15 protein-coding genes, 1 other RNA gene and 4 pseudogenes are annotated in these 19,757 nt (G+C 64.8%); 3 read left to right on the top strand and 17 right to left on the bottom strand.

Annotation, left to right across the window (positions count from 1 at the left end; translation table 11 throughout):
• Nucleotides 1-186 precede the first annotated feature (186 nt).
• The 3 genes and pseudogenes from M5I08_RS04580 to M5I08_RS04570 form a co-directional block, all read right to left on the bottom strand.
• Nucleotides 187-1,577: pseudogene (locus M5I08_RS04580) on the bottom strand (IS1380 family transposase).
• A 10-nt stretch (nucleotides 1,578-1,587) separates the two neighbouring features.
• Complete coding sequence (locus M5I08_RS04575) at nucleotides 1,588-2,388, bottom strand: transposase family protein (protein WP_249762759.1); 801 nt, start codon at nucleotides 2,386-2,388, stop codon at nucleotides 1,588-1,590.
• Between the two features lie 331 nt (nucleotides 2,389-2,719).
• Complete coding sequence (locus M5I08_RS04570; protein ID WP_249763296.1) at nucleotides 2,720-4,108, bottom strand: ISL3 family transposase; 1,389 nt, start codon at nucleotides 4,106-4,108, stop codon at nucleotides 2,720-2,722.
• A gap of 104 nt (nucleotides 4,109-4,212) precedes the next feature.
• On the opposite strand from M5I08_RS04570, the pseudogene M5I08_RS04565 reads away from it, so the two are divergent.
• Nucleotides 4,213-5,115: pseudogene (locus M5I08_RS04565) on the top strand (cyclopropane mycolic acid synthase family methyltransferase).
• Nucleotides 5,116-5,677: 562 nt separating this feature from the next.
• Here the strand turns inward: M5I08_RS04565 and M5I08_RS04560 are convergent.
• From M5I08_RS04560 to M5I08_RS04550, 4 genes and pseudogenes are all read right to left on the bottom strand, one after another.
• Entirely contained in the window at nucleotides 5,678-6,925 is a 1,248-nt protein-coding gene (locus M5I08_RS04560; RefSeq protein WP_249762939.1) for an ISL3 family transposase, read from the bottom strand.
• Nucleotides 6,926-7,143: 218 nt separating this feature from the next.
• Nucleotides 7,144-7,515: a transposase gene (locus M5I08_RS26115; protein WP_440271475.1), complete on the bottom strand. Its 372-nt coding sequence runs from the start codon at nucleotides 7,513-7,515 to the stop codon at nucleotides 7,144-7,146.
• Nucleotides 7,516-7,609: 94 nt separating this feature from the next.
• Nucleotides 7,610-8,032, bottom strand: a pseudogene (locus tag M5I08_RS27265) (transposase); the annotation flags it as partial.
• A 556-nt stretch (nucleotides 8,033-8,588) separates the two neighbouring features.
• Nucleotides 8,589-8,813 (bottom strand): transposase, encoded by a 225-nt coding sequence (locus M5I08_RS04550; protein ID WP_219070866.1) that lies wholly within the window; start codon nucleotides 8,811-8,813, stop codon nucleotides 8,589-8,591.
• Between the two features lie 739 nt (nucleotides 8,814-9,552).
• Here M5I08_RS04550 and M5I08_RS04540 point away from each other — a divergent pair.
• Nucleotides 9,553-10,988 (top strand): IS3 family transposase gene (locus tag M5I08_RS04540; protein WP_370328484.1). Its coding sequence is split into 2 segments (ribosomal slippage): nucleotides 9,553-9,913 and nucleotides 9,913-10,988, totalling 1,437 coding nucleotides; the frame shifts between segments, so codons are not numbered across the junction.
• A gap of 40 nt (nucleotides 10,989-11,028) precedes the next feature.
• Here the strand turns inward: M5I08_RS04540 and ssrA are convergent.
• From ssrA to prfB, 9 genes and pseudogenes are all read right to left on the bottom strand, one after another.
• Nucleotides 11,029-11,396, bottom strand: a transfer-messenger RNA (tmRNA) gene (ssrA, locus tag M5I08_RS04535).
• Nucleotides 11,389-12,063 (bottom strand): annotated as a pseudogene (locus tag M5I08_RS04530) (maleylpyruvate isomerase family mycothiol-dependent enzyme). The gene ssrA and the pseudogene M5I08_RS04530 overlap by 8 nt, the downstream one beginning before the upstream one ends.
• Before the next feature lie 21 nt (nucleotides 12,064-12,084).
• The gene (locus M5I08_RS04525; RefSeq protein WP_219068366.1) at nucleotides 12,085-12,933 is read right to left on the bottom strand and encodes an EamA family transporter; all 849 of its coding nucleotides are present in this window, start codon (nucleotides 12,931-12,933) and stop codon (nucleotides 12,085-12,087) included.
• A complete protein-coding gene (smpB, locus tag M5I08_RS04520) occupies nucleotides 12,930-13,406 on the bottom strand; it encodes an SsrA-binding protein SmpB (protein WP_219068367.1) in 477 nt (158 codons plus the stop codon). Before smpB ends, M5I08_RS04525 begins: the two co-directional genes overlap by 4 nt.
• A gap of 3 nt (nucleotides 13,407-13,409) precedes the next feature.
• Nucleotides 13,410-14,303 carry a permease-like cell division protein FtsX gene (gene ftsX / locus M5I08_RS04515; RefSeq protein ID WP_219068368.1) on the bottom strand — a complete coding sequence of 298 codons (894 nt, stop codon included), beginning with the start codon at nucleotides 14,301-14,303 and terminating at the stop codon, nucleotides 13,410-13,412.
• Complete coding sequence (gene ftsE / locus M5I08_RS04510; RefSeq protein ID WP_219068369.1) at nucleotides 14,304-14,993, bottom strand: cell division ATP-binding protein FtsE; 690 nt, start codon at nucleotides 14,991-14,993, stop codon at nucleotides 14,304-14,306. It abuts the gene before it with no gap.
• 386 nt (nucleotides 14,994-15,379) lie between these two features.
• Nucleotides 15,380-15,880: an Rv3103c family proline-rich protein gene (locus M5I08_RS04505; protein ID WP_219068370.1), complete on the bottom strand. Its 501-nt coding sequence runs from the start codon at nucleotides 15,878-15,880 to the stop codon at nucleotides 15,380-15,382.
• Nucleotides 15,877-16,842, bottom strand: a complete 966-nt coding sequence (locus tag M5I08_RS04500; RefSeq protein ID WP_219068371.1) for a mechanosensitive ion channel family protein — start codon at nucleotides 16,840-16,842, stop codon at nucleotides 15,877-15,879. The genes M5I08_RS04505 and M5I08_RS04500 overlap by 4 nt, the downstream gene beginning before the upstream one ends.
• On the bottom strand, nucleotides 16,832-17,947 hold the full coding sequence (prfB, locus tag M5I08_RS04495) for a peptide chain release factor 2 (protein WP_219068372.1): 1,116 nt from the start codon (nucleotides 17,945-17,947) through the stop codon (nucleotides 16,832-16,834). Before prfB ends, M5I08_RS04500 begins: the two co-directional genes overlap by 11 nt.
• Nucleotides 17,948-18,022: 75 nt before the next feature.
• Here prfB and M5I08_RS04490 point away from each other — a divergent pair, with 75 nt between their 5' ends.
• Nucleotides 18,023-19,393, top strand: a complete 1,371-nt coding sequence (locus M5I08_RS04490; RefSeq protein ID WP_219068373.1) for an FAD-dependent oxidoreductase — start codon at nucleotides 18,023-18,025, stop codon at nucleotides 19,391-19,393.
• Here the strand turns inward: M5I08_RS04490 and M5I08_RS04485 are convergent.
• Complete coding sequence (locus tag M5I08_RS04485; RefSeq protein WP_219068406.1) at nucleotides 19,390-19,710, bottom strand: hypothetical protein; 321 nt, start codon at nucleotides 19,708-19,710, stop codon at nucleotides 19,390-19,392. The two genes, M5I08_RS04490 and M5I08_RS04485, sit on opposite strands and share 4 nt — an antisense overlap.
• Between the last annotated feature and the right edge of the window lie 47 nt (nucleotides 19,711-19,757).

Raw genomic sequence — 19,757 nt, 5'->3', positions numbered from 1 at the left:
ACTCCCCTGATTCCGTGGAGACTTCAGTTGTAGGGATCTTGTGGTGAAGTTGTTTGCTGCTGCCCCGGGCAGCTGCCGGGGGGTGGTGCCCGCAGCCGGTGTCAAGGCTGGCCGTAGGCCACCCGCAGGGCTTGGCCTTGACGCCGGCGAGGACACCTCTGGTTGGCGGGGCGGGTGGATGGTGGTTCAGGCGCTGGATTGGTAGCCGATGATGTTGTGCCACAGGGTGTTCCATGCCGGTTCCCAGGGCCAGTGGGTGGGTAGGTGCAGGATCGGTTTGCGTTGGGGGCGGGCCAGGCGGGCTGGGACGTTGACGAGGTGTCGGCGCAGGGTGGCTCCGCGGGCGGTGCGGTGACGGGCGCCGGCCAGGGTCGCTGCGGCGCGCAGCAGGTTGTGGGCGATCCCCGCGCAGACGGCCCCGGCACTGTTGGCGCCGAAGCGCCCGGAAGGGATGTGGGCCAGGGGGCCGTCGATGAGATCGGCGAAGGTGGTTTCGATGATGGCGTGGCGGCGGTGGGTGATATCGGCGCCGGCGGCCGATTCGGTGGAGTTGGTGAAAAACGGGTGATACCGCCAGATCGGGAACAGGCCGTCTTCGGGGTTGGGTGGCGTCTTTGACGCGGCGCACGATCAGGCGGGCGGTGACGGCCTGATAGGTGCCGGATTTGGCCATGGTGTAGGTGATTTCGGCGACCTCGGCATCAGAGATCCAGGCCCCGGTCTCGGGGTCACGGACGGCGCCGGGGTAGCGCACCGGGGTCCAGGCGTGCTCGTCGATGGCGCCGATGGCGCGTTGGACCGCCGCGTTGCGGGTCAGTGCCAGGGAGAACACCGCGCCGTAGCGGCGGCGCACCCGGATCACGGCCCGCGATCCGTAGGCGCTGTCACCACGGACGATGATCTGTCCGCCGACTCCGGGCGCGCGCGGTGCTCAGCGCTTGGGCCACCATGCGGGCCGCGCCTTTACCGGAGTTGGCTTTGCCGGCGCGTAGCCGGATGCCGGTGATCACCGGCGCGGCGGTGTCGGTGCTCAGCGTGGTGACCAGCGGGGACAGTCCTTTGCGGAGAACCTGCTTGCCGGCGATCTTGGTGTGCCCGTAGGAGGCGCCCTGTTTGGCGTGTCCATAGACCGGGCGTACCAGCGAATCGATGTCGACAAAGGCGCGCGCATCTGATCCGGGCAGCAGATTCACCCGCCCGCACAGGCCGGCCAGATGCTCGGCCAGTACCGAGTCAAGTTGGCGGGCGTGACCGAAGCTGAACTCGCGCAGCAGGGTTCCCACGGTGGAGGGCGCATACACCGGCCCGAAGAGGGTTTTCATCCCGCCGGCGCGGACCAGGTCGACATCATCGATGTAGTCCGCGCCGGTGCACATGCCCGCGATCAGGGTGGCCAATTTCGGGGCCGGGTTGGCCGCCCCGGACTTGACCCGCGTCGACTCGATGTGAATCTTGTTGTCCAACAACCGTGTCAGGCCTGCTTGCTCGGCCAGGGCCATCACCGGGACCAGGCCCGCGCACGACACGAGATTATCCTCATCGAACACAGCAGAATCAGGGCCGAACGTATGGGACACTGACGTTTTCTCAGTAATTTCCGCGTTGGAGAGTCGATAGTACGATCGCGGCGGCAACAACTGCGCCAATCCTGGTTGGACACAGGCGGATTCGACGGAGGCAGCGCCAACGCTGTTTGAGTTCGGCGTTGGCGCGTTCACCGATGGCACGCGCCGCGGTGAGCAGCATGTTGTAGCTCTGATTCTCCACGGCCAGGCCGCGGCCCTTGACCGGAGTGTGCACCCCGATCCCCGCTCCTTCGTAGCCCTTGTCGGCCAGCGTCGGCACCCCGTCGGCCGCGGACTTGTACAGCGCGCCCAGGCAGTGCGCGCGGGCGGCGGTGATGTCGTGCACGCTGCCCGGCTCGACCTCGCTCGACCACACCGGGAACCCGCCCGGGTCGGCCAGTATCTGCACATTGCCGCCCTGGGTTTTGTGCTTGCCCGAATACCACCGGTGATGGCCGGCCTCGTTGCGCTCGTCCACCCGGTCGATGGCGATCAGCGTCCCGTCCAGCGTCACGTGCGACCACTGTTCGGCCTTGGCCCGGTCGAGCACTTCGTGCAGGTCAGGAGCTTGTTCGGCGATCACGTCGATCGCCTCGTGCAGATAGCGGTAGCTGGTGGAGATCGGCAGCCCAGCCTCCATCGCCAACAACCGGATCGGGGCGTCGTCGCGGAACCACCGCAGCACCAGCTTGGCCTGCGTGCGCACCGTACCCGACCGCCGCCCGGCCCGCGTTCTGATCTCGCGCCGGTGAACGTGCAGCAGCGCGGTCACATGCAGCAGGGTTTCCTCCGGCACGTCGCAGATGGCAGAGTAGGTGAACACGTGGGGTCCTTTGCAGCGGAGCGGGTTTCCTCGTCGAAACCGAATCCTTGAGCAAGGACCCCACGCCCAGCCACTACGACACGCCGAAAACTCCAGTCACACCAGACTCACGAGCCCCAAGTGAGAAAACCTCACTTGCGCTGAAAGTGCCTTTCTCATGCTGGTCAAATTGTTGTGCGGAAACTCCAATTATCCCAGCTCAGAGGGCGCTTTCTTCATTCCGACACGCAAAACTCAAATCAATTCATCGGTGGAATCAGGCTAAGGAGCCGGCGACCCGGGTTGGTGCGCTACCGGGTCACAAGACGGCTCTTCGATTTTGACCGGGCAATCAGCATGAAGTCTGGGTTGCGGCCCGCTGTCTGCGGGTGCAGTGGAAGCGTATCCGGCGGGCCGAGTTTTCTGTGTTGCGGAATCCGCAGGCGGCCCGTTTGACCTGTTTGACCAGCCGGTTGTAGCCCTCGGTGGCCGCGTTGGTGATGCCGGTGGTGATGAAGGCGTTGATTTCGGACCACCAGGTGTCGACGGTGGTGGCCAGGGTGAGCAGTTCGGGGATTTGGGAGTCGATGCACCAACACAGGAAGCGGTGCAGCCGGTGCCGGGTCAGGTGCGGATCGCCGCCGACGCGCACGGTCGATAGCAGGGTGCGTAGTTCTTCTTTGGCGATCCACGCTGAGAGGATCTGGCCGGTGTTGTCCTCGGCGAGGATCGCGTTCCACATTTTGGCGAAGCTCTTGTCCGACAGGCGTTCCCGGGCACGCAGCAGGCGGCGCCGGTTGGCCCATTCGGGGTCGAGTGTGCGGCCGCGACGATCGCGTAGGTCCCAGGTGACGCGGCGGCGCACCTTGGTCAGCGCGTCGTTGCCGAGCTTGACCAAATGGAAATGGTCGACCACCAGCGTCGCATTGGGCAACAACCCCGGCGTGCGGATCGCCGCCGCGTAGACCGCCGCCGGGTCGATCGCCACGAACTCGATCCCGGCGCGGAACTCCTCGCTGCGTTCGCGCAGCCAGTCGATCACCGCGGCGCCGGTGCGGCCCTCGCGCTGCCCCAGCAGGCCCTGATCGCCGGCCACATCGACGAACCCGGTGTCCCACGGGTCGACCCGCACCCAGCGCCCCGTGGTGGCGCACCGCTGCCAGCGGGGCTTTCCGCGCCGTGTTTCGTCGATGCCGAGCACCCGGACCGGCTCGGGCTCGGCCAGCAGCGCCTCGGCGTGGGCGACGAAGGCGCGGTGGGCGGTCGGCCACGACACCTGATGGGCGGAAGCGACCTCGGCCACCGAGCGGGCCGCATCCCCGATCGCCTTACCGATCGCGGCGCGCAACCGCCCGGTGGTGCGCGCCCGCGGCGGCACCTGCGCGATGGCCTCGGTGAACGAGGACTTCTCGCAATAGTCTTCCCGGCAGCGCCACCGGGTCTTGTTCCAGCGCAGCATGATTCGGTCTTCGCCGTAGGGGATGTCACGCGGCGAGGCGCTCACCCGCTCCTTCACCGAGGTGGACACCACCCCGCACGACGGGCACGCCGCCGCGGTCTCGCTCGCGGTCACCACGTGCACCACCCGCGTCCCATCTGCCCAGCGCTCGACACGCTCAACCTGTACACCTGGCAGCCCAAACAACAATGTCGTACCGTCGATCACGGCCCTTGGCTTCCTTCCTTCGCCTGAGTAATTCGCAACTTCAGACTTCGGAAGGCCAAGGGCCTCCTTATGCAGCGACACGCTCTATGTGAGCGAAATCACAACCGCCCGTTTAAAATTGAAGAGCCCACAAGACGGGACCACCACAACCCGGTGGGTACTCGAAGGGATAACGACAGATGACTACGAGCACGTCGACCTCGACGAACATGCGACCACACTTCGAGGACGTTCAGGCCTATTACGACTTATCGGATGAGTTCTTCGGGCTGTTTCAAGACGCATCGCGGACCTATAGTTGCGCGTTCTTCGAGCGCGAGGACATGACGTTGCAGGAGGCCCAGATCGCGAAAAACGATCTCGCCCTGGGCAAGCTGGGCCTGCAGCCGGGAATGACGTTGCTCGACATCGGCTGCGGCTGGGGTTCGGCGATGACGCGGGCCATCGAGCGCTACGACGTCAACGTCATCGGGTTGACGCTGAGCAAAAACCAGTGTGCCTACGGCCAGCGGCTACTGGCCGAGATGGATGGGAGCCGGTCCCACCAGGTTTTGCTGCGCGGCTGGGAAGAGTTCGGCGACCCGGTTGACCGCATCATCAGCATCGAGGCGTTCGAGGCGTTCGAGGCGTTCGGCAAATCTCGGTATGCGGCGTTCTTCGACACCGCTTACCGTATTCTGCCCGGCGACGGCCGGATGGTTGTGGAAACAAATATTGGGTCACCGACCCAGCTACTATCCCACAAAAGGTATCCCGATCACGATCAGCGACCTGAAGTTCATGCAGTTCATTTCCCGAGAGATATTTCCGGGCGGTGAAATACCCTCAGCAGACGACGTGGTCGAATACTCGCAGGGAGCGGGCTTTTCGGTGGAACACATTCAACAATTCAACTGCTGAACCCGCATTATGTCCGAACACTCGATACGTGGGCGGCTAACCTTGCGGCCCGACGCACTGAGGCGATTGCCACCACCTCCGACGAGGTCTATCAGCAGTACATGCACTACCTGACTGGATGCGCTGACTTCTTCCGACGCGGCATCACCGAAGTAGCGCAGTTCACGCTCGCGAAGAGATAACTACGCCGCAGCCGACCCCTACCGGCAGGCGGTGCCCGACGCACAAGGTTCTTCAATTTCGAAGAGCACATTGTGATTTCGCGGTCCGAGGCCCAGGCCGTTCCGCTGCACGGGGCCGCTTTTAGCGTTGCGAAGTTCCGCGAGGCCGTGAGTACGTGGCAATCGTTCCGGTCGCGGCCTACGCGACGGTACTGCGCACGGAGGGTGGGCGTAGGAACGCGTTTTGTCCGACAAGCGTTTCGCCGTTGATGTGCAACGCCATCATCTCCGAGGCCGACACCAGCCGGATCCTGTCGGCATCGATCGTCGTCGATCGTCAAGGAAGGGGTTGCGCACCCTGCTGCCCATGGTGCGCGTTGGCGGGAATGCAGACTTGATTTCGCGACAGCCCCACCGAAATCACTCGCTGCGGTCCGGCACCCGTTTCTGCTTCCTGCCGCGCCGCGGTGGGCGATCAGAATGAACCAGCCGCTGCGCGACCTCAGCAAGCGGGATGTTGGATTCTTGGGAGAGCCGCTTGAGGAGTGCGAACGAATCTACTGACGTTTCCGTGGGCGGGGTTTCATGCTGCCCGTCCGGGTAGAGAGGGGCACAGGCCGCCTCGGGTGAGCAGCGCCATGGCGATGAGCGCGTCAGGGCTATGAAACCCGTAGGCACGTTTGGTCAGTGCTCGCAGGTGGGTATTGGTGGCTTCGGAGAGGGCATTCGAGAGCCCATGGTCAAGGGTGTTGGCGATCAGATCGCGGTAGCGGCGGATGGTGCGGGCCAGGGCGACGAACTCGGGGATGCGCGAGTGGCTTGCCCACGACAACCAGCCGGCCAGCAGTTGGTGTCCGGCGCGGCCTTTGACTCGAAACACTTCGCGGAGTTGCTCTTTGAGCAGATACGCCCGGTAGAGAGCGCGGTTGGTGTCGGCGATCGCTGCGAGGCTGCTGCGTTGCTCGCCGGTCAAATCGGCCGGGTTTTTGCGGGTTGCCCACATCGCGTGCCGGTCGCGGACACCGGCTTTGGTCATGGTCCGCGCCCGCACCTTGTCTAGCGCTTTGAGCGTCCAGGCCACTACATGGAATGGATCTAGGCAGATCAGCGCCTGCGGGGCACGCGCTCGCACCACGGCGTGGATCCATTCCGCACCGTCGCAGCTGACATGGCTCAACTGCGCGGCGCGTTGGGTTCCCAGCTGGTCAAAGAACGCCCCCAGGGTGTCCTGGTTGCGGCCCTCACGAGCCCACACCAGCCTGCCTGTCGTGTGGTCCACGATCACCGTTAAATAGCGGTGCCCCTTGCGGTACGAAATCTCGTCGATACCGATCCTGGTCAGCCCGACCAGCAGGTCGTTGGTGTCGCGACCGTCGGCGACCACCCGGGTCACGATCGCCGCCACGGTGCGCCACGCTATCCGCAACAGCACGGTCAGCACGCTGAGCGCGGTATGGGCGGCCAGCCATGCGCAGGTGTCCTCGAATGCCCAGGTGTGGCGGGCGCCGGCTCGCGCCCACGGCACATGAGCCACCACCACTCCATGCTCACTGCATTGCACCCGTGGTGCGGCGGCCTGCAGGTATGCCTTGGTGGCGCCCACGTCCAGGGTGCGCCACCGCCGCGAGCTCTCTCCGCCGTCATATCCGGGGCAGCGGCGGCGGCAGCGTGAACAGCGGCTAGTCTGCGAGGCCTTGGGACGCACCGAAAACACCAGCACTTCGCTGCTCACCGGCGTCTTGGCGCGTGAGGTCTCGACCTCTATCGATACGTCCTCGACCACCATGTCTTGGCCACCGAGAGCCCTCGCGAATACCCTGGAATTGCGCAACGCCGTACCCCTTCTTCGTCTTGAACCTCCAACAGTCCAAAACGTAAGCAGGACACGGCGTTGCGCCCAAACCCTTCAGGTCGCAGACCCACAACTATGTCAGAAGAGCCCTTCCGGCTCTACTGCCATGAATGTGGATGACCTTTCGTGTGGTATGGGAGTTCGAGGGTGACGGGTCGGCAGGCCAGGAGAATGAGCGCGAGGGCGGCCTCGGCGCTCTAGAAGCCGTAGGCGCGTCGGATGAGAAGCCGGACCTTGGTGTTGAGCCCTTCATGGCGGCCGTTCGAGAGCCCGCGCTCGATGGCGGCGTCGATGCCGGCGCGGTGTTTGCGGATGGTGCGCCCGGCCTTGACGAACTCGGGGATGCGACTTTGTTGGGCTCGGGCGCACCAACGATCGAGCAGTTCGGCGACGGTGGCCGCGTCAAGATCGCCGGCGAACACCTCACGCAGCGCTTCCTCGAGTTGATAGGCGCGCCAAAGGATTCCACCGCTGCGTTTCATCTTCCGCAGGGTTTGGGCCTGGGTGTCGGTGAGATCGGCGGGGTTTTTCAGCAACGCCCAGCGAGCACCCTTGAACGTCTTGGCGATGCGCTGATCGGGCAGCGTGCGCGCGGCCTGGCCGCACCTGGCGGCGCACCGCGCCGGGACCGTCGGTGGCGAGCTTTACGACATGGAAGGGATCGGAACAGATCACCGCTGCGGGCGCCCGTTCGCGCACGGCCTTGGCGTAGGCGGGTCCCATGTCCATCGACACCGCCTCGATGGATGCGCCGCCGTCGGGCAGCTCGTCGAAGAAGGCGTGCAGCGTGTCGACGTCCTTGCCGGGTTTGCCCCACACGATGGTGGCGCTGTCGTGATCGGAGACCAGCGTAAAATAGCGGCGGTGTTTGCGCCAGGAAATCTCGTCGACCCCGATGTCGGCCAGCCCCGACAGCCGGCCGGGGTCCGGCACGTCGGCGGCGACCCGCCCACAGATCGCGCCCACGGTGCGCCAGGCGATGCGCGCGAAGGCGCTGGCGGTGGTCCTGTCGGTTTTGGCGACCAGCCAGGCCGCCAGGTCCTCGAAGTCGCGGGTGCGGCGGGAGCCGGGGCGCGCGAACGGCATGCCCTCGGCCAGCACACCGCGGTCCGGGCAGCGCAGCCCTCGGCGCCGCAACAGGATTCGGCAGATCCGCCGAGCGGTGTCCAGATGCCGCCACGATGAGTCCGCCTCGCGGGTGTCGTAGCGGTGCCGGGCCGAAAACCGGCACTGCGGACACTCCAGCTGCCGCCGGCACAAGCTGGCCGTCACCCGTAGCTCGCCGTCCTCGACCGCGGCCTTGCCGACACGCGCGCCCGGCAGTTCGAAGAGGGCATTGAGTAGGGGTGACGCGCGCACGGACGGCTCCGGGATCGATTGGGGTTAGAGCCTTCGAACCTAGATCACCGTCCGTGCGCCCCCGCTCACCCTCCTCGCCCCATACCACACGCTCGGCGATCCACATCGACGTCAGGAGAGCCGAAAATTTCGCGCGGGTGCGTGCGCTCCCGCGGCGTCGTCCAGTGAAGCCTCCGCCCCACCGGCGACTCCGAAGGGCCAAACCTTCATCTCTTGCAGAACACCGATTCCTGAAAGTCTCACCTCCCTAACATCAAGACCTCCATTTCTCGTTCGTGGCGCACTAGCAGGAGTGGTTGATCAGCCGGGCGGCGGTGTGCAGCAGCCGGTGCCGCAGGGTGTCGGGTTCGGCCTTGGCCAGCGGCCCGTCGAGCAGCAGCAGCCTGATCCAGCACAGCGGGCCGATCGCGATCGCGGCGGCGGTGACCCAGGCGGTGCTGACCGCGAACGAGGACGACGGCCACCGGGCCAGGCCGGCGGGCTTCCCGTTGCGGATGAACCCTTCCACCGGGCGTGCACCCGGCGCCGCGCCTTCGGCCGCTGCACCTGCCCGCCGCGGGCGGCGGCCGCCGCCACCTGATACCGGTGCCCGCCCAGCTGCCCGAACAGTGAGAGCTGGGCGACCACGGTGATCTTCTCCCGGCGCGCCCGACCACATCGTCGCCGCGGACCTCGACACGAAGATTCTTCGGCCAATCCGTAGTACCGCGCATCTGTCAGGTGCGCTCCCCATCCCGGATACCGGAACGTCAGACAACCCGATTATCCTTGTGGCAGCGCATCTTTCACGTTAACGACACTCGATGCCAGTCAATTAAATTAGGTGAAAGGTCGAGGCCAACGGTGGCGACGACCGTGAGGCCCAGCGGCTAAAGTCGCCGGTCTCCTATCCCCTCATCAGCCACCATGTCACGACGGGCGAGACCGCGCTGAGCGGGTGCCAAGCTCGCCCAGCTGAGGCGCGGGACAGCCTGAGCAGCAGCACAACTGGCATCAGCGGTGTAAGGCGAACAGGTAATCCCAAGCCGTCGTGGCGGCGGCGGTCACAGCATCATCGGTTTCCTGGTCATGTCGCGTGACGTCAGTCCACCAGCGCTCGAGCCAACTTCAAGACGCCGACTTTTGCGTGTCGGCAAGGAGGTTGAGCATATGAAGTTATCTGTGCCCTGTGTGACAGGGTTAGGTGAGACAGCAGCAGTAGCCGATCATCGCTACAGGGCGAGACAGGATCACCATTCTCCGTGACTATGACGATCGCATCCCTGCAGGGGTGCGCCGATACTGACCAAGTGGACAGCACGCCGGATCCGGGTGCTCGGGCTCGGCGACGCACGTTCACCGCCGAGTACAAGGCCCGCATCCTCGACGAGTACGACGCCCTGCCGGCCGGCTCGTGCGAGCGTGGTGCGTTGCTGCGCCGCGAAGGCCTGTACAGCTCGCACATCGCCGAATGGCGCAAGGCCCGTGATGCCGGTGCCCGTGCCGGGCTGACGCCCAAGGGCAAGTCGAAACGCACCGCTGAGCAGGTGGAGCTGGACAAGCTGCGGCGGCGCACCAAGCAATTGCAGGCCGAGCTGGACCGGACCAAGCTAGCCCTGGAGATCACGGGAAAAGCACACGCGCTCTTGGAGATGCTCTGCGAGAGCGCGGATTTCGAGCCGAAGTCGAAGCCGTGATCGGCGAGCACCTGCCCGCCCTGGAGTCGGCGACGTCCACCAAGCGGGCGTGTGAATTGCTGGGTGCATCACGGGCCACGCTCTATCGGCGCCGCAACCCAGCACCGCGGCCGGCGCCGCGGAGGCGGCCCGAGCCGCCGAACAAGCTCACCGAGGCCGAACGCCAGCAGATCCTGACGGTGCTGCGATCGGCCGAGTACTGCGACCTGGCGCCGGCGCAGGTGTGGGCGCGCCTGCTCGACGACGGCATCTACTTGTGCTCGATTCGCACCATGTACCGGCTTTTGGCCATTGCTGGGGAGAACCGGGAGCGGCGCCGTCAGCGCACCCACCCGGCGCGCAAGAAACCCGAGTTGATCGCCACCGCGCCGAACCAGGTTTGGTCGTGGGATATAACGAAACTGCAAGGGCCACAACGTGGTATCTTCTATCAGCTGTATGTGATCATCGACATCTTCTCGCGCTACGTCGTCGGTTGGACCCTCGCTGCCAGCGAGACAGGCGAGCTGGCCAAGCAGTTCATCGACGACACCTTGGCCCACCACGGCATCGAACCCGGTCAACTGGCTCTACATGCTGATCGCGGCACCTCGATGACCTCCAAGCCGGTCGCCCAACTGCTGATCGACCTGGGTGTGGACCGCAGCCACAGCCGCCCGCACGTGTCCAACGACAACCCCTACTCGGAGGCCAATTTCAAGACCCTCAAGTACTGCCCGGCGTTCCCGGGCCGGTTCGGCTCGATCGAAGACGCCCGCGCCTTCTGCAGCGCATTCTTCGATTACTACAACCATGAACATCGTCACAGCGGCGTCGCGCTACACACCGCGGCCTCGGTGCACTACGGCACCGCAACCCAGGTACAGGCCCAACGCGCCGCCACACTCGACGCGGCCTATGCCGCCAACCCCGCCAGGTTCCGGCATCGCCGGCCCACCCCGCCGAAACTGCCCACCATCGCCTGGATCAACCAGCCAACCCCCGAAGCACTCATCAAATCCGCGTAAGAAACTGTCTCACCGGCCTTGACATGTTCCGGTGTGCTACCGGTGGAGCTGCCGGGAATCGAACCCGGGTCCTACGGCATTCCCTCAAGGCTTCTCCGTGCGCAGTCCGCTATGCCTCTACTCGGATCTCCCGGTCACGCGAACTAGCCGAGATGACGATCCCAGTCGCTGTGAGTGTCCCGATGAGTCCCGCGACCGAACTCATCGGTTGATCCCTCTAGCTGACGCCAGGGTCCGGGCCGAGGGCGTTCCCGGTCTGACGGACTAGCTGTCGCTTAGGCAGCGAGAGCGTAGTCGCGCTGTGTTGACACGGCGCTTATATGGTTGCAACGACGCTTACGGTGGTCTCTTGCCTGCACCGGCACGCTTCCCTTGATTCGATACGCGAAGTCGAAACCGTTCAGCCCCTCGCATCCCCGCCGACTTTCGGCAGGACTGTCAATGGTACGCGATCTGCAACAACATGCCGGCTAGTATTCATTCCGGCAGCCGGTTTGCCGACCACGAAGCCCATGCTGGTAGCCATCTCGCCGAGCACAAGTCGCGGCGCCGAGCCTGCCGGTTCCGCGTCCGAATCCGGTCGGCTCAGCGCAACACGGATGTCGTGCTCGTGCATCCAGCAGTCGAACACCCGCACCCGTATGAAGCGTCCATAGCTATCCGGGCCGACCGGGGTCACGGTCGGCGCATTCCAGTCGTCAACCGACATGTCGGTCAGCGTCTTGCGGCGATCGGCCGTCGCCTCGCGGAGCCGCTGCTACAGGTCATTACCGGATTCTGCGCTCAGATGACGGACCTAGCATTCGTTGGCCACGCCGACGTCGTTGCGCACATGGGCCAACGTCGAGACATCGATATCGACCTCCGGTGTGCTGATTCCCTGCAGCGCTGATTCGGTGCCGATGATGTGAGCGACCACGTTGTGCACCGACCAGCCGGGCAGTGGTGTCGGCGTCTGCCACTGCCGCTCGGACAGTCCGGTAAGCAATCGATCAATGTTGTGCCAGGCGTCGAAAAGGCCCGACAGCACGTCGGCCCTGTCGAGTTCGGTGACCGGACGCGACGGGCTGCTCATCAGCCTGATGTTAGACGGGTGTCAGCTGGCCGCGATCATGCTCACCGATGCTCCCGCCAGGATCATGCCAACCGCCTGCCAGCGGGTCAGCCGCTCACGCAGCACGATGACGGCCAGGACCACGGTGGTCGCCGGGTATAGCGAGATCAAGATGCTGGCCAACGACAGCATCCATTTTTGAATCGCCAGCAGCATGGTGATGTTGGCCAAGGTATCCAGCAGCGCCGCGGCAACCGCTAGCCGCAGCGGAGACCTGGACGGAAGCTGAAAATTGTTGCTCATCCCCGCGACAGCGAACACCAGCACGGTGGCCGCCGCCCGAGCAAAAAACAGCGGCCACAGCCGGCACGCCGCCGGGGCCTGATACAGCAGGACGAAGTCCAAACCGAATGCCACCCCGGAGCCGACCGTCAGCCAGGCCACTTTGCTGGTGAACCTGTGGGTGCGAATATTCTCGTCGGCGGGCGATTCCCGGCTGACCAGGATCACCGCAAGCATTGCCAGCAGCACGCCCATTGAGGCCGTCTTCCCCGGTCGTTCGCCGAGCGCCACGCCGACGGCGACGGGGACGGCGGCGTTGAGTACCGCCGCCAGCGGTGAGACCACCGAGATCGGTCCGGCGCTCACCGCCGCGTAGAACCAATACACCCCGACGGCCTGACTCACCCCGTACAGCGAGCCCCACACCAGGGCACCGGGGCGCACCGGGCCACCTGCGGCGGCGGCCAGTACACCAAGCAGCACCGTCGCAATCGGATAGGTCACCAACATGACGCGGAGCGCAGCCACCCGCCGGCAAGCGACACCCCCGACAAAGTCGCTGACGCCGTAGCTGACTGCGGACAGCTGGGCGTATGCGGCGCCGATCACTCGATGCCCTTGGCTCGCCTACCTAAAGCGCGGACCACTTCCCGCTGAGCGTCGCGGCGTGCGATGTCCTGACGCTTGTCGTGCGCGCGCTTCCCGCGCGCCAATGCAACCTCCACCTTGACTTTTCCTTCAGAGAAGTAGAGGGACAACGGAACCAGCGCGAGGTTACCATCACGTATCTTGCCGATGAGTACATCGATTTGGCGCCTGTGGAGCAACAGTTTTCGCGTGCGACGCGGCTCGTGGTTGGTCCAGCTGCCGTGGTGATACTCCGGAATGTGCAAGTTGCGCAACCACACTTCGCCGTCGTCAACCGTTGCGTAAGCATCAGCCAGCGACGCCTTGCCCGCCCTGAGGCTTTTTACTTCAGTGCCGAGCAAAACCACTCCGGCCTCGAACACTTCGAGAATCGAGTAGTTGTGCCGTGCCTTGCGGTTAGAGGCCACGACCTGTCGTCCGGGCTTTTTGACCACCGGCTACCGCCGCACGTACAGACGCAACGTCGCGTATGCGGTGACCCCAGACATCGCGACACCCACCAACAGCAGTAGCGGCGAAATATAAACGATGTCAGCGTAGTCGACGGGCGCGACCAGATGCGCTTGATAGAACTGGCTCAGCGCGTTGTCCAGGAACAGCGCCCGCACCATGATCAGGCCGCCGATGGCGATGATGACGCCGGCAGTGGCGGCCACCATAGCCTCGACCAGGAAGGGCAATTGGGTGTACCAGCGGGTGGCGCCGACCAACCGCATGATGCTGACCTCGGTGCGGCGCGTATAGGCAGCGACTTGAACCATATTGGCGATCAACAGAACCGCCCCGATTGCCTGCACCAAGGCCACGGCGAAGGCAGCGTTGCTCAGGCCGTCCAACACCGCGAACAGCCGATCGATGAGATCCTTTTGATTGAGCACATGGTCCACCCCGGGCTGCCCTAGCATCGCGGCGTCGAAGTCGGTGTGCTGCTCGGGGTTTTCGAGCTTGACGATGAACGACGCCGGGAACGCGTCCTTACTCGCCAAATCCTTGAACTGCGGGATCTTGCGAATAGCGTCGTCGTAGGCGTCTTGGCGGTTGAGAAATCGCACCGACTTGACGTCGTTACGCGCCTCGATCTTCTGCCGCAACGCCTTGCACGGCGGGCTCCCACAGGTCGGATCGTTGGCCGAGATGTCGTCGTTGAGGAAGACCTGCGTCTCGACCCGATCGAGATAGATGGCACGCGAGTGCTCGGCCAACCGCACCACCAGCAGACCACCGCCGAACAGCCCGATCGAGATCGCGGTCGTCAGAATCATCGCGACGGTCATCGTCACATTGCGACGAAGACCGGTCAGGACCTCGTTGAACAGAAAGCTGAAGCGCACCTAGCGGTCCATCCCATAAACACCGCGCTGCTCGTCTCGCACCAATCGGCCCAACGACAGCTCCACCACGCGCTGACGCATCGAGTCGACGATGAGGTGGTCGTGCGTTGCCATCAGCACAGTGGTCCCGGTGCGGTTGATCCGCTCCAACAGATCCATGATGTCGTTGCTGGTCTCCGGATCGAGATTGCCCGTCGGCTCGTCGGCCAGCAATACCAGCGGTCGGTTCACAAAAGCCCGGGCGATGGCCACCCGCTGCTGCTCGCCCCCGGACAATTCGTGCGGCAGCCGGTTGGCCTTACCGGATAGCCCGACCATCTCGAGCACGTCGGGGACCACCCGGTTGATCACGTCGGGGCGCTTGCCGATGACCTCCAGCGCGAACGCAACGTTGTCGAACACCGTCTTCTGCTGCAGCAGCCGGAAATCCTGAAAGACGCAGCCAAGCACCTGACGCAGTTTCGGGATGTGGCGTCCGGGCAGCGTGTTGACGTGAAACTTGGAAACCCGGACATCACCGGTGGTTGGCGTATCGGCGCCAAGCAGCAGCCGCATGAACGTCGATTTGCCCGAGCCGGACGGACCGATCAGGAAGACAAACTCACCCTTGTCGATCTTGACGTTCACGTTGTCCAACGCTGGACGCGCCGAGGACTTGTACTGCTTAGTGACATGGTCAAGGGTGATCATCACGGATGGCCAGTGTAACGGTCATGGACCCTGCCCCGAAGCGGACGGGTTTACGGCCTGTCCCTCGCGGTTTCGAGCCTGCCATTAGGCGTGCTGCTGCCGCCCCAGCTGGCTGTTAGGGTGGGCGCCGCGTATGGGCGCATGACGTCGCCCCCACGCTCGACACCGCAGCTAGCCGATGTTGATCTGCATTGTTGTCGGCGTGCCCGCGAAGCCGCACCGGCCAGACTCATCGATCCGGGTGGTCCGCAGTTTCCGGCGTTGATATTGGCTCGCAACACGGCTGCGACGCCAGCCGATCAGCGGCCAAATCGGGGCGGTCTGCGGCGCCCGAGCCGCTCGAACGGAATCAGCATCCCAGGGCCGCCGATTCGCATTTCAGACACTCAGGGCGGCGGCGGGCCCGGCGGGGCCCAGGGCGGCGGCGGGCCCGGCGGGGCCCAGGGCGGCGGCGGGCCGGGCGGTGGTGGTGGAGGCGTCGTGACGGGCGGACCGAACGGCGGCGGCAAAATGATGGGCGGCAACAGCGGCGCCGGCGTGGTGGTGGTCGTCGTGGTCGTTGTCGTTGTGGGCGGCGACGGTGTGGTCGTCGGCGTCTGCGTGACGGTCACGGTCTCCGGTGGCTGCTGCAGTCGACTACGCGGCACCCAGGTGTAGTTCGGGTCGGGCATGAAGCCCGGCGGCACCACTTGAGTCGCAGGCACCTGCGTGGATTTCGAGGATTGGGCCGCGTGCCGGTGCGCGTCGTAAAGCCACCACAGCGCCAAGAACGCGACAATCAGCGCCACCGTCGAGGTCCGCACACGACCGCCGAGCAGATAGCCCGGCCAGCCGTGCTCCGCGTTATCGCCGACTCTTCTCAGGCTGTCCAGGTTGAAGGACCTCAACGGACCGCGCCTTGGCTTTCGTCCTCGGCGCCCACGGCTGTTGCGGGGTGCACGATGGCCCCGACCGACGTGTCGGCTTTGGTGACAACGCCGGCACGGCCCAGCGCTCTGATCACCAGCACCCGCAACTGCCGACCCGCTTCGAACTGCTTGCCCGGTAGGGTACGAGCCACCAATCGCAACGTGACGGTGTCTACTTCGATGCTTTCCACGCCCATGACCGTCGGCGCATCCAGTAGCAGCTCCCCGAGCACCTCGTCGTCCAGAGCATGCTCACACTCCTGACGCAAAACGTCGTTCACCAGGTTGAGGTCGGCGGTGTTCTGCACGGGGATGTCGACGACGGCGCGGGCCCAGTCCTTCGACAGGTTGATCGACTTGACGACCCGGCCGTTGGGCACGGTGAACACCTCGCCGTCCGGCGAGCGCAGCCTGGTCACCCGCAACGTGACATTCTCGACGGTTCCCGCCGCATCGTTGGTGGAGCCCCCGATGGTGAGCTGAACCAGATCGCCGAAGCCGTACTGCTTCTCGACGATGATGAAGAACCCGGCCAGCATGTCCTTGACCAGTTGCTGAGCGCCAAAGCCGAGCGCAGCTCCGATAACGGTCGCGGGCGCCACTAAGCCTTTGACCGAAATATTGAGAATGTCAGCCAGCTGGACGGCAACCACGATCGCGATCAGCACGACCGACACCCAGGAGATCACCGAGGCCACCGCCTGCCGGTGCTTGGTGGCCTCCGAGCGCACCAACGCATCGCTCTCGGCGAAACCGACGTCAAGGCGCTCGCTCACCTTTTGCGCCACCCAGGTGACGAAGCGGGCCGCGAGCACTGCGCCGATCAGCAGCAGGGCGATGTGAATGCCGCTAGTGAGCAACCATCCGCGAAAACCGCTGGTCCAGAAATCACGCCATGGCTGAGCCGTGGCTACTAAGAAACCGGCCTTATCAGTCGTCATCTCTTCTGTTGCGCCACCGGATACCCGCCTCCAGGAACCCGTCGATGTCCCCGTCGAGAACAGCGGCCGGGTTGCCCACCTCGTAATCCGTACGCAGATCCTTGACCATCTGATACGGGTGCAATACGTATGACCGCATCTGGTTACCCCAGGAGCTGCCGCCGTCACCCTTCAAGGCGTCGAGCTCGGCCCGCTCTTCTAACCGCTTGCGTTCCAACAACTTTGCCTGCAGAACCCGCATTGCCGCCACTTTGTTCTGCAGCTGCGATTTTTCGTTCTGACAAGTCACGACGATACCCGTTGGGATGTGAGTGAGGCGAACCGCGGAGTCCGTGGTGTTCACTGACTGGCCGCCGGGACCGCTGGACCGGTACACGTCGACGCGTACATCGCCCTCGGGGATGTCGATGTGATCAGTGGTGTCCACCACCGGCAGCACTTCGACCTCGGCGAAGGATGTCTGGCGTCGACTCTGGTTGTCGAACGGACTGATCCGCACCAGCCGGTGCGTGCCCTGTTCGACAGACAGGGTGCCGTAGCCGAACGGGGCGTGCACGGCGAAGGTCGCGCTCTTGATCCCGGCTTCTTCCGCGTACGACGTGTCGAACACTTCAACGGTGTACTTGTGCTGCTCAGCCCACCGGATATACATCCGCATCAGCATCTCGGCCCAGTCGGCGGCATCCACACCCCCCGCGCCCGAGCGGATGGTGACCAGCGCCTCCCGCTCGTCGTACTCGCCGGACAGCAGGGTACGGACCTCCATGGCCTCGATGTCGCCGCTCAGCGCCTTGAGTTCCGCGTCGGCTTCGGCCCGTGCCTCGACCGCGGCGGCGCCGGCCTCTTCGGCCGCCAGCTCGTAGAGCACCGGCAGATCGTCGAGGCGGCGCCGCAGATCCTCGACGCGGCGCAACTCGACCTGAGTGTGGGAAAGCTCGCTGGTCACCTGCTGCGCCCGGGCCTGGTCATCCCACAGGTTGGGATCGGACGCCTCGTGCTCGAGTTTATCGATACGGCTGCGCAGACCCTGGACATCGAGCACCCGCTCCACCGTGGTCAGGGTGGAGTCAAGGGCGGCGATGTCAGCCTGGCGGTCAGGGTCCACAGCTAGTCACGTTACCGGCAGCGGTTGGGCGTGCGACCAGCGTCGGCTTGGCCGGGGCATTTAGCATCGAGAATTATGCGTCCTTACCACGTCGCGGTCGTCGGTTCTGGTCCATCCGGGTTCTTCGCGGCAGCCTCGCTGTTGAAAGCCGCCGACGAGTCCAAGGACGCTGGGAGCTTTGATATCCGCGTCGACATGCTGGAAATGCTGCCGACTCCATGGGGCCTGGTGCGCTCCGGCGTCGCACCCGACCACCCTAAGATCAAGTCGATCAGCAAACAGTTCGAGAAGACGGCCGAAGACCCGCGCTTCCGCTTCTTCGGCAACATCGCTGTTGGCGACCACGTCGCAGCCGCTGAACTTGCCGAACGCTACGCCGCGGTGATCTATGCGATCGGCACCCAGTCGGATCGGTCCTTGAACATTCCCGGCGAAGACCTCCAGGGCAGCGTCGCCGCGGTCGACTTCGTCGGTTGGTACAACGCCCACCCCCGTTTTGAGCACGCGACGCCTGACCTGTCCGGCGCGCGCGCCGTGGTCGTCGGCAACGGCAATGTCGCACTCGACGTCGCGCGCATTCTCATCACCGACCCCGAGGTGCTGGCGGCCACCGATATCGCCGACCACGCCCTGGACTCGCTGCGCCCCTGCGGCGTGGAGGAAGTAGTGATCATCGGTCGTCGTGGCCCGCTGCAATCCGCCTTCACGACGTTGGAGCTGCGAGAACTGGCGGACCGCGAAGGCGTCGACGTGATTGTGGATCCCGCCGACCTGGAAGGCATTACCGACGAAGACCTCGAGGCGGCGGGCAAGACGCCCAAGCAGAACATCAAGGCGTTGCGCGGTTACGCCGGGCGCGAACCGCGTGCGGGGCACCGACGGATGGTGTTTCGGTTCCTGACTTCGCCGATCGAGATCAAGGGCGACGGCAAGGTCGAGAGCATCGCGCTCGGGCGCAACGAGCTGGTCACCGACGAAAACGGACGGGTCGCGGCCAAAGACACCGGCGACCGCGAAGAACTGCCGGCCCAGCTGGTCGTGCGGTCGGTCGGGTATCGCGGGGTGCCCACTCCGGGTCTGCCGTTCGGCGAGAAAAGCGCGACCATCCCCCATGACCGCGGCCGGGTGCAGGGCCGTCGCAACGAATATGTCGTCGGCTGGATCAAGCGCGGGCCGAGCGGTGTGATCGGCACGAACAAAAAGGACTCCCAGGACACCGTCGACACGCTGATCGCGGATTTGACCGGCGCGACACCGCTCGCGGACTTCCCTGACGACCATGCCCACAGGCTCGCCGAGTGGCTGGCCTCCCGGCAGCCGAAGCTGGTGACCGACGCGCACTGGAAGCTGATCGACGAGCATGAGCGAGCGGCCGGGTTACCGCACGGGAGACCGCGGGTGAGGCTGCCCAGCATCGACAAATTGCTGCGCGTCAGCCACGGCTAGCTGTCGTGTGCCGCGAAAGCCCAATTGTCGGGATTGCGCTGCGAATACACCACCGGCTTCAACTCGCCCACGGTCGGCCAGTTGTCGACGTCGACGGCCATCCGTTGATAGACGGTGTACTCGTTGATGGTTGGTCCGTCGATGACGCCGGTGATCGTGACGTACTGCTCGCCGGTGGCATCGGGCCGCGGGCTGACACCGGTGATCAGCAGCGTGCCGCTGAGCGCGTCGCCGCGGGGGGCGCGACGCATCAACCGCGGAGCCAAGAACACCACGAGAATCGCGACGAGCAACAGCAGCGTGAGGAATTCCCACATCACCCAATGGTAGGACTGCACTCTTGACGTCCTCCCCAGACTCAAGT

Source organism: Candidatus Mycobacterium methanotrophicum, from assembly GCF_023515995.1.
GTDB classification, from domain to species: domain Bacteria; phylum Actinomycetota; class Actinomycetes; order Mycobacteriales; family Mycobacteriaceae; genus Mycobacterium; species Mycobacterium methanotrophicum.
The sequence above is the reverse complement of the archived record's forward strand: the minus strand, read 5'-3'. Positions and strand labels throughout refer to the sequence as shown.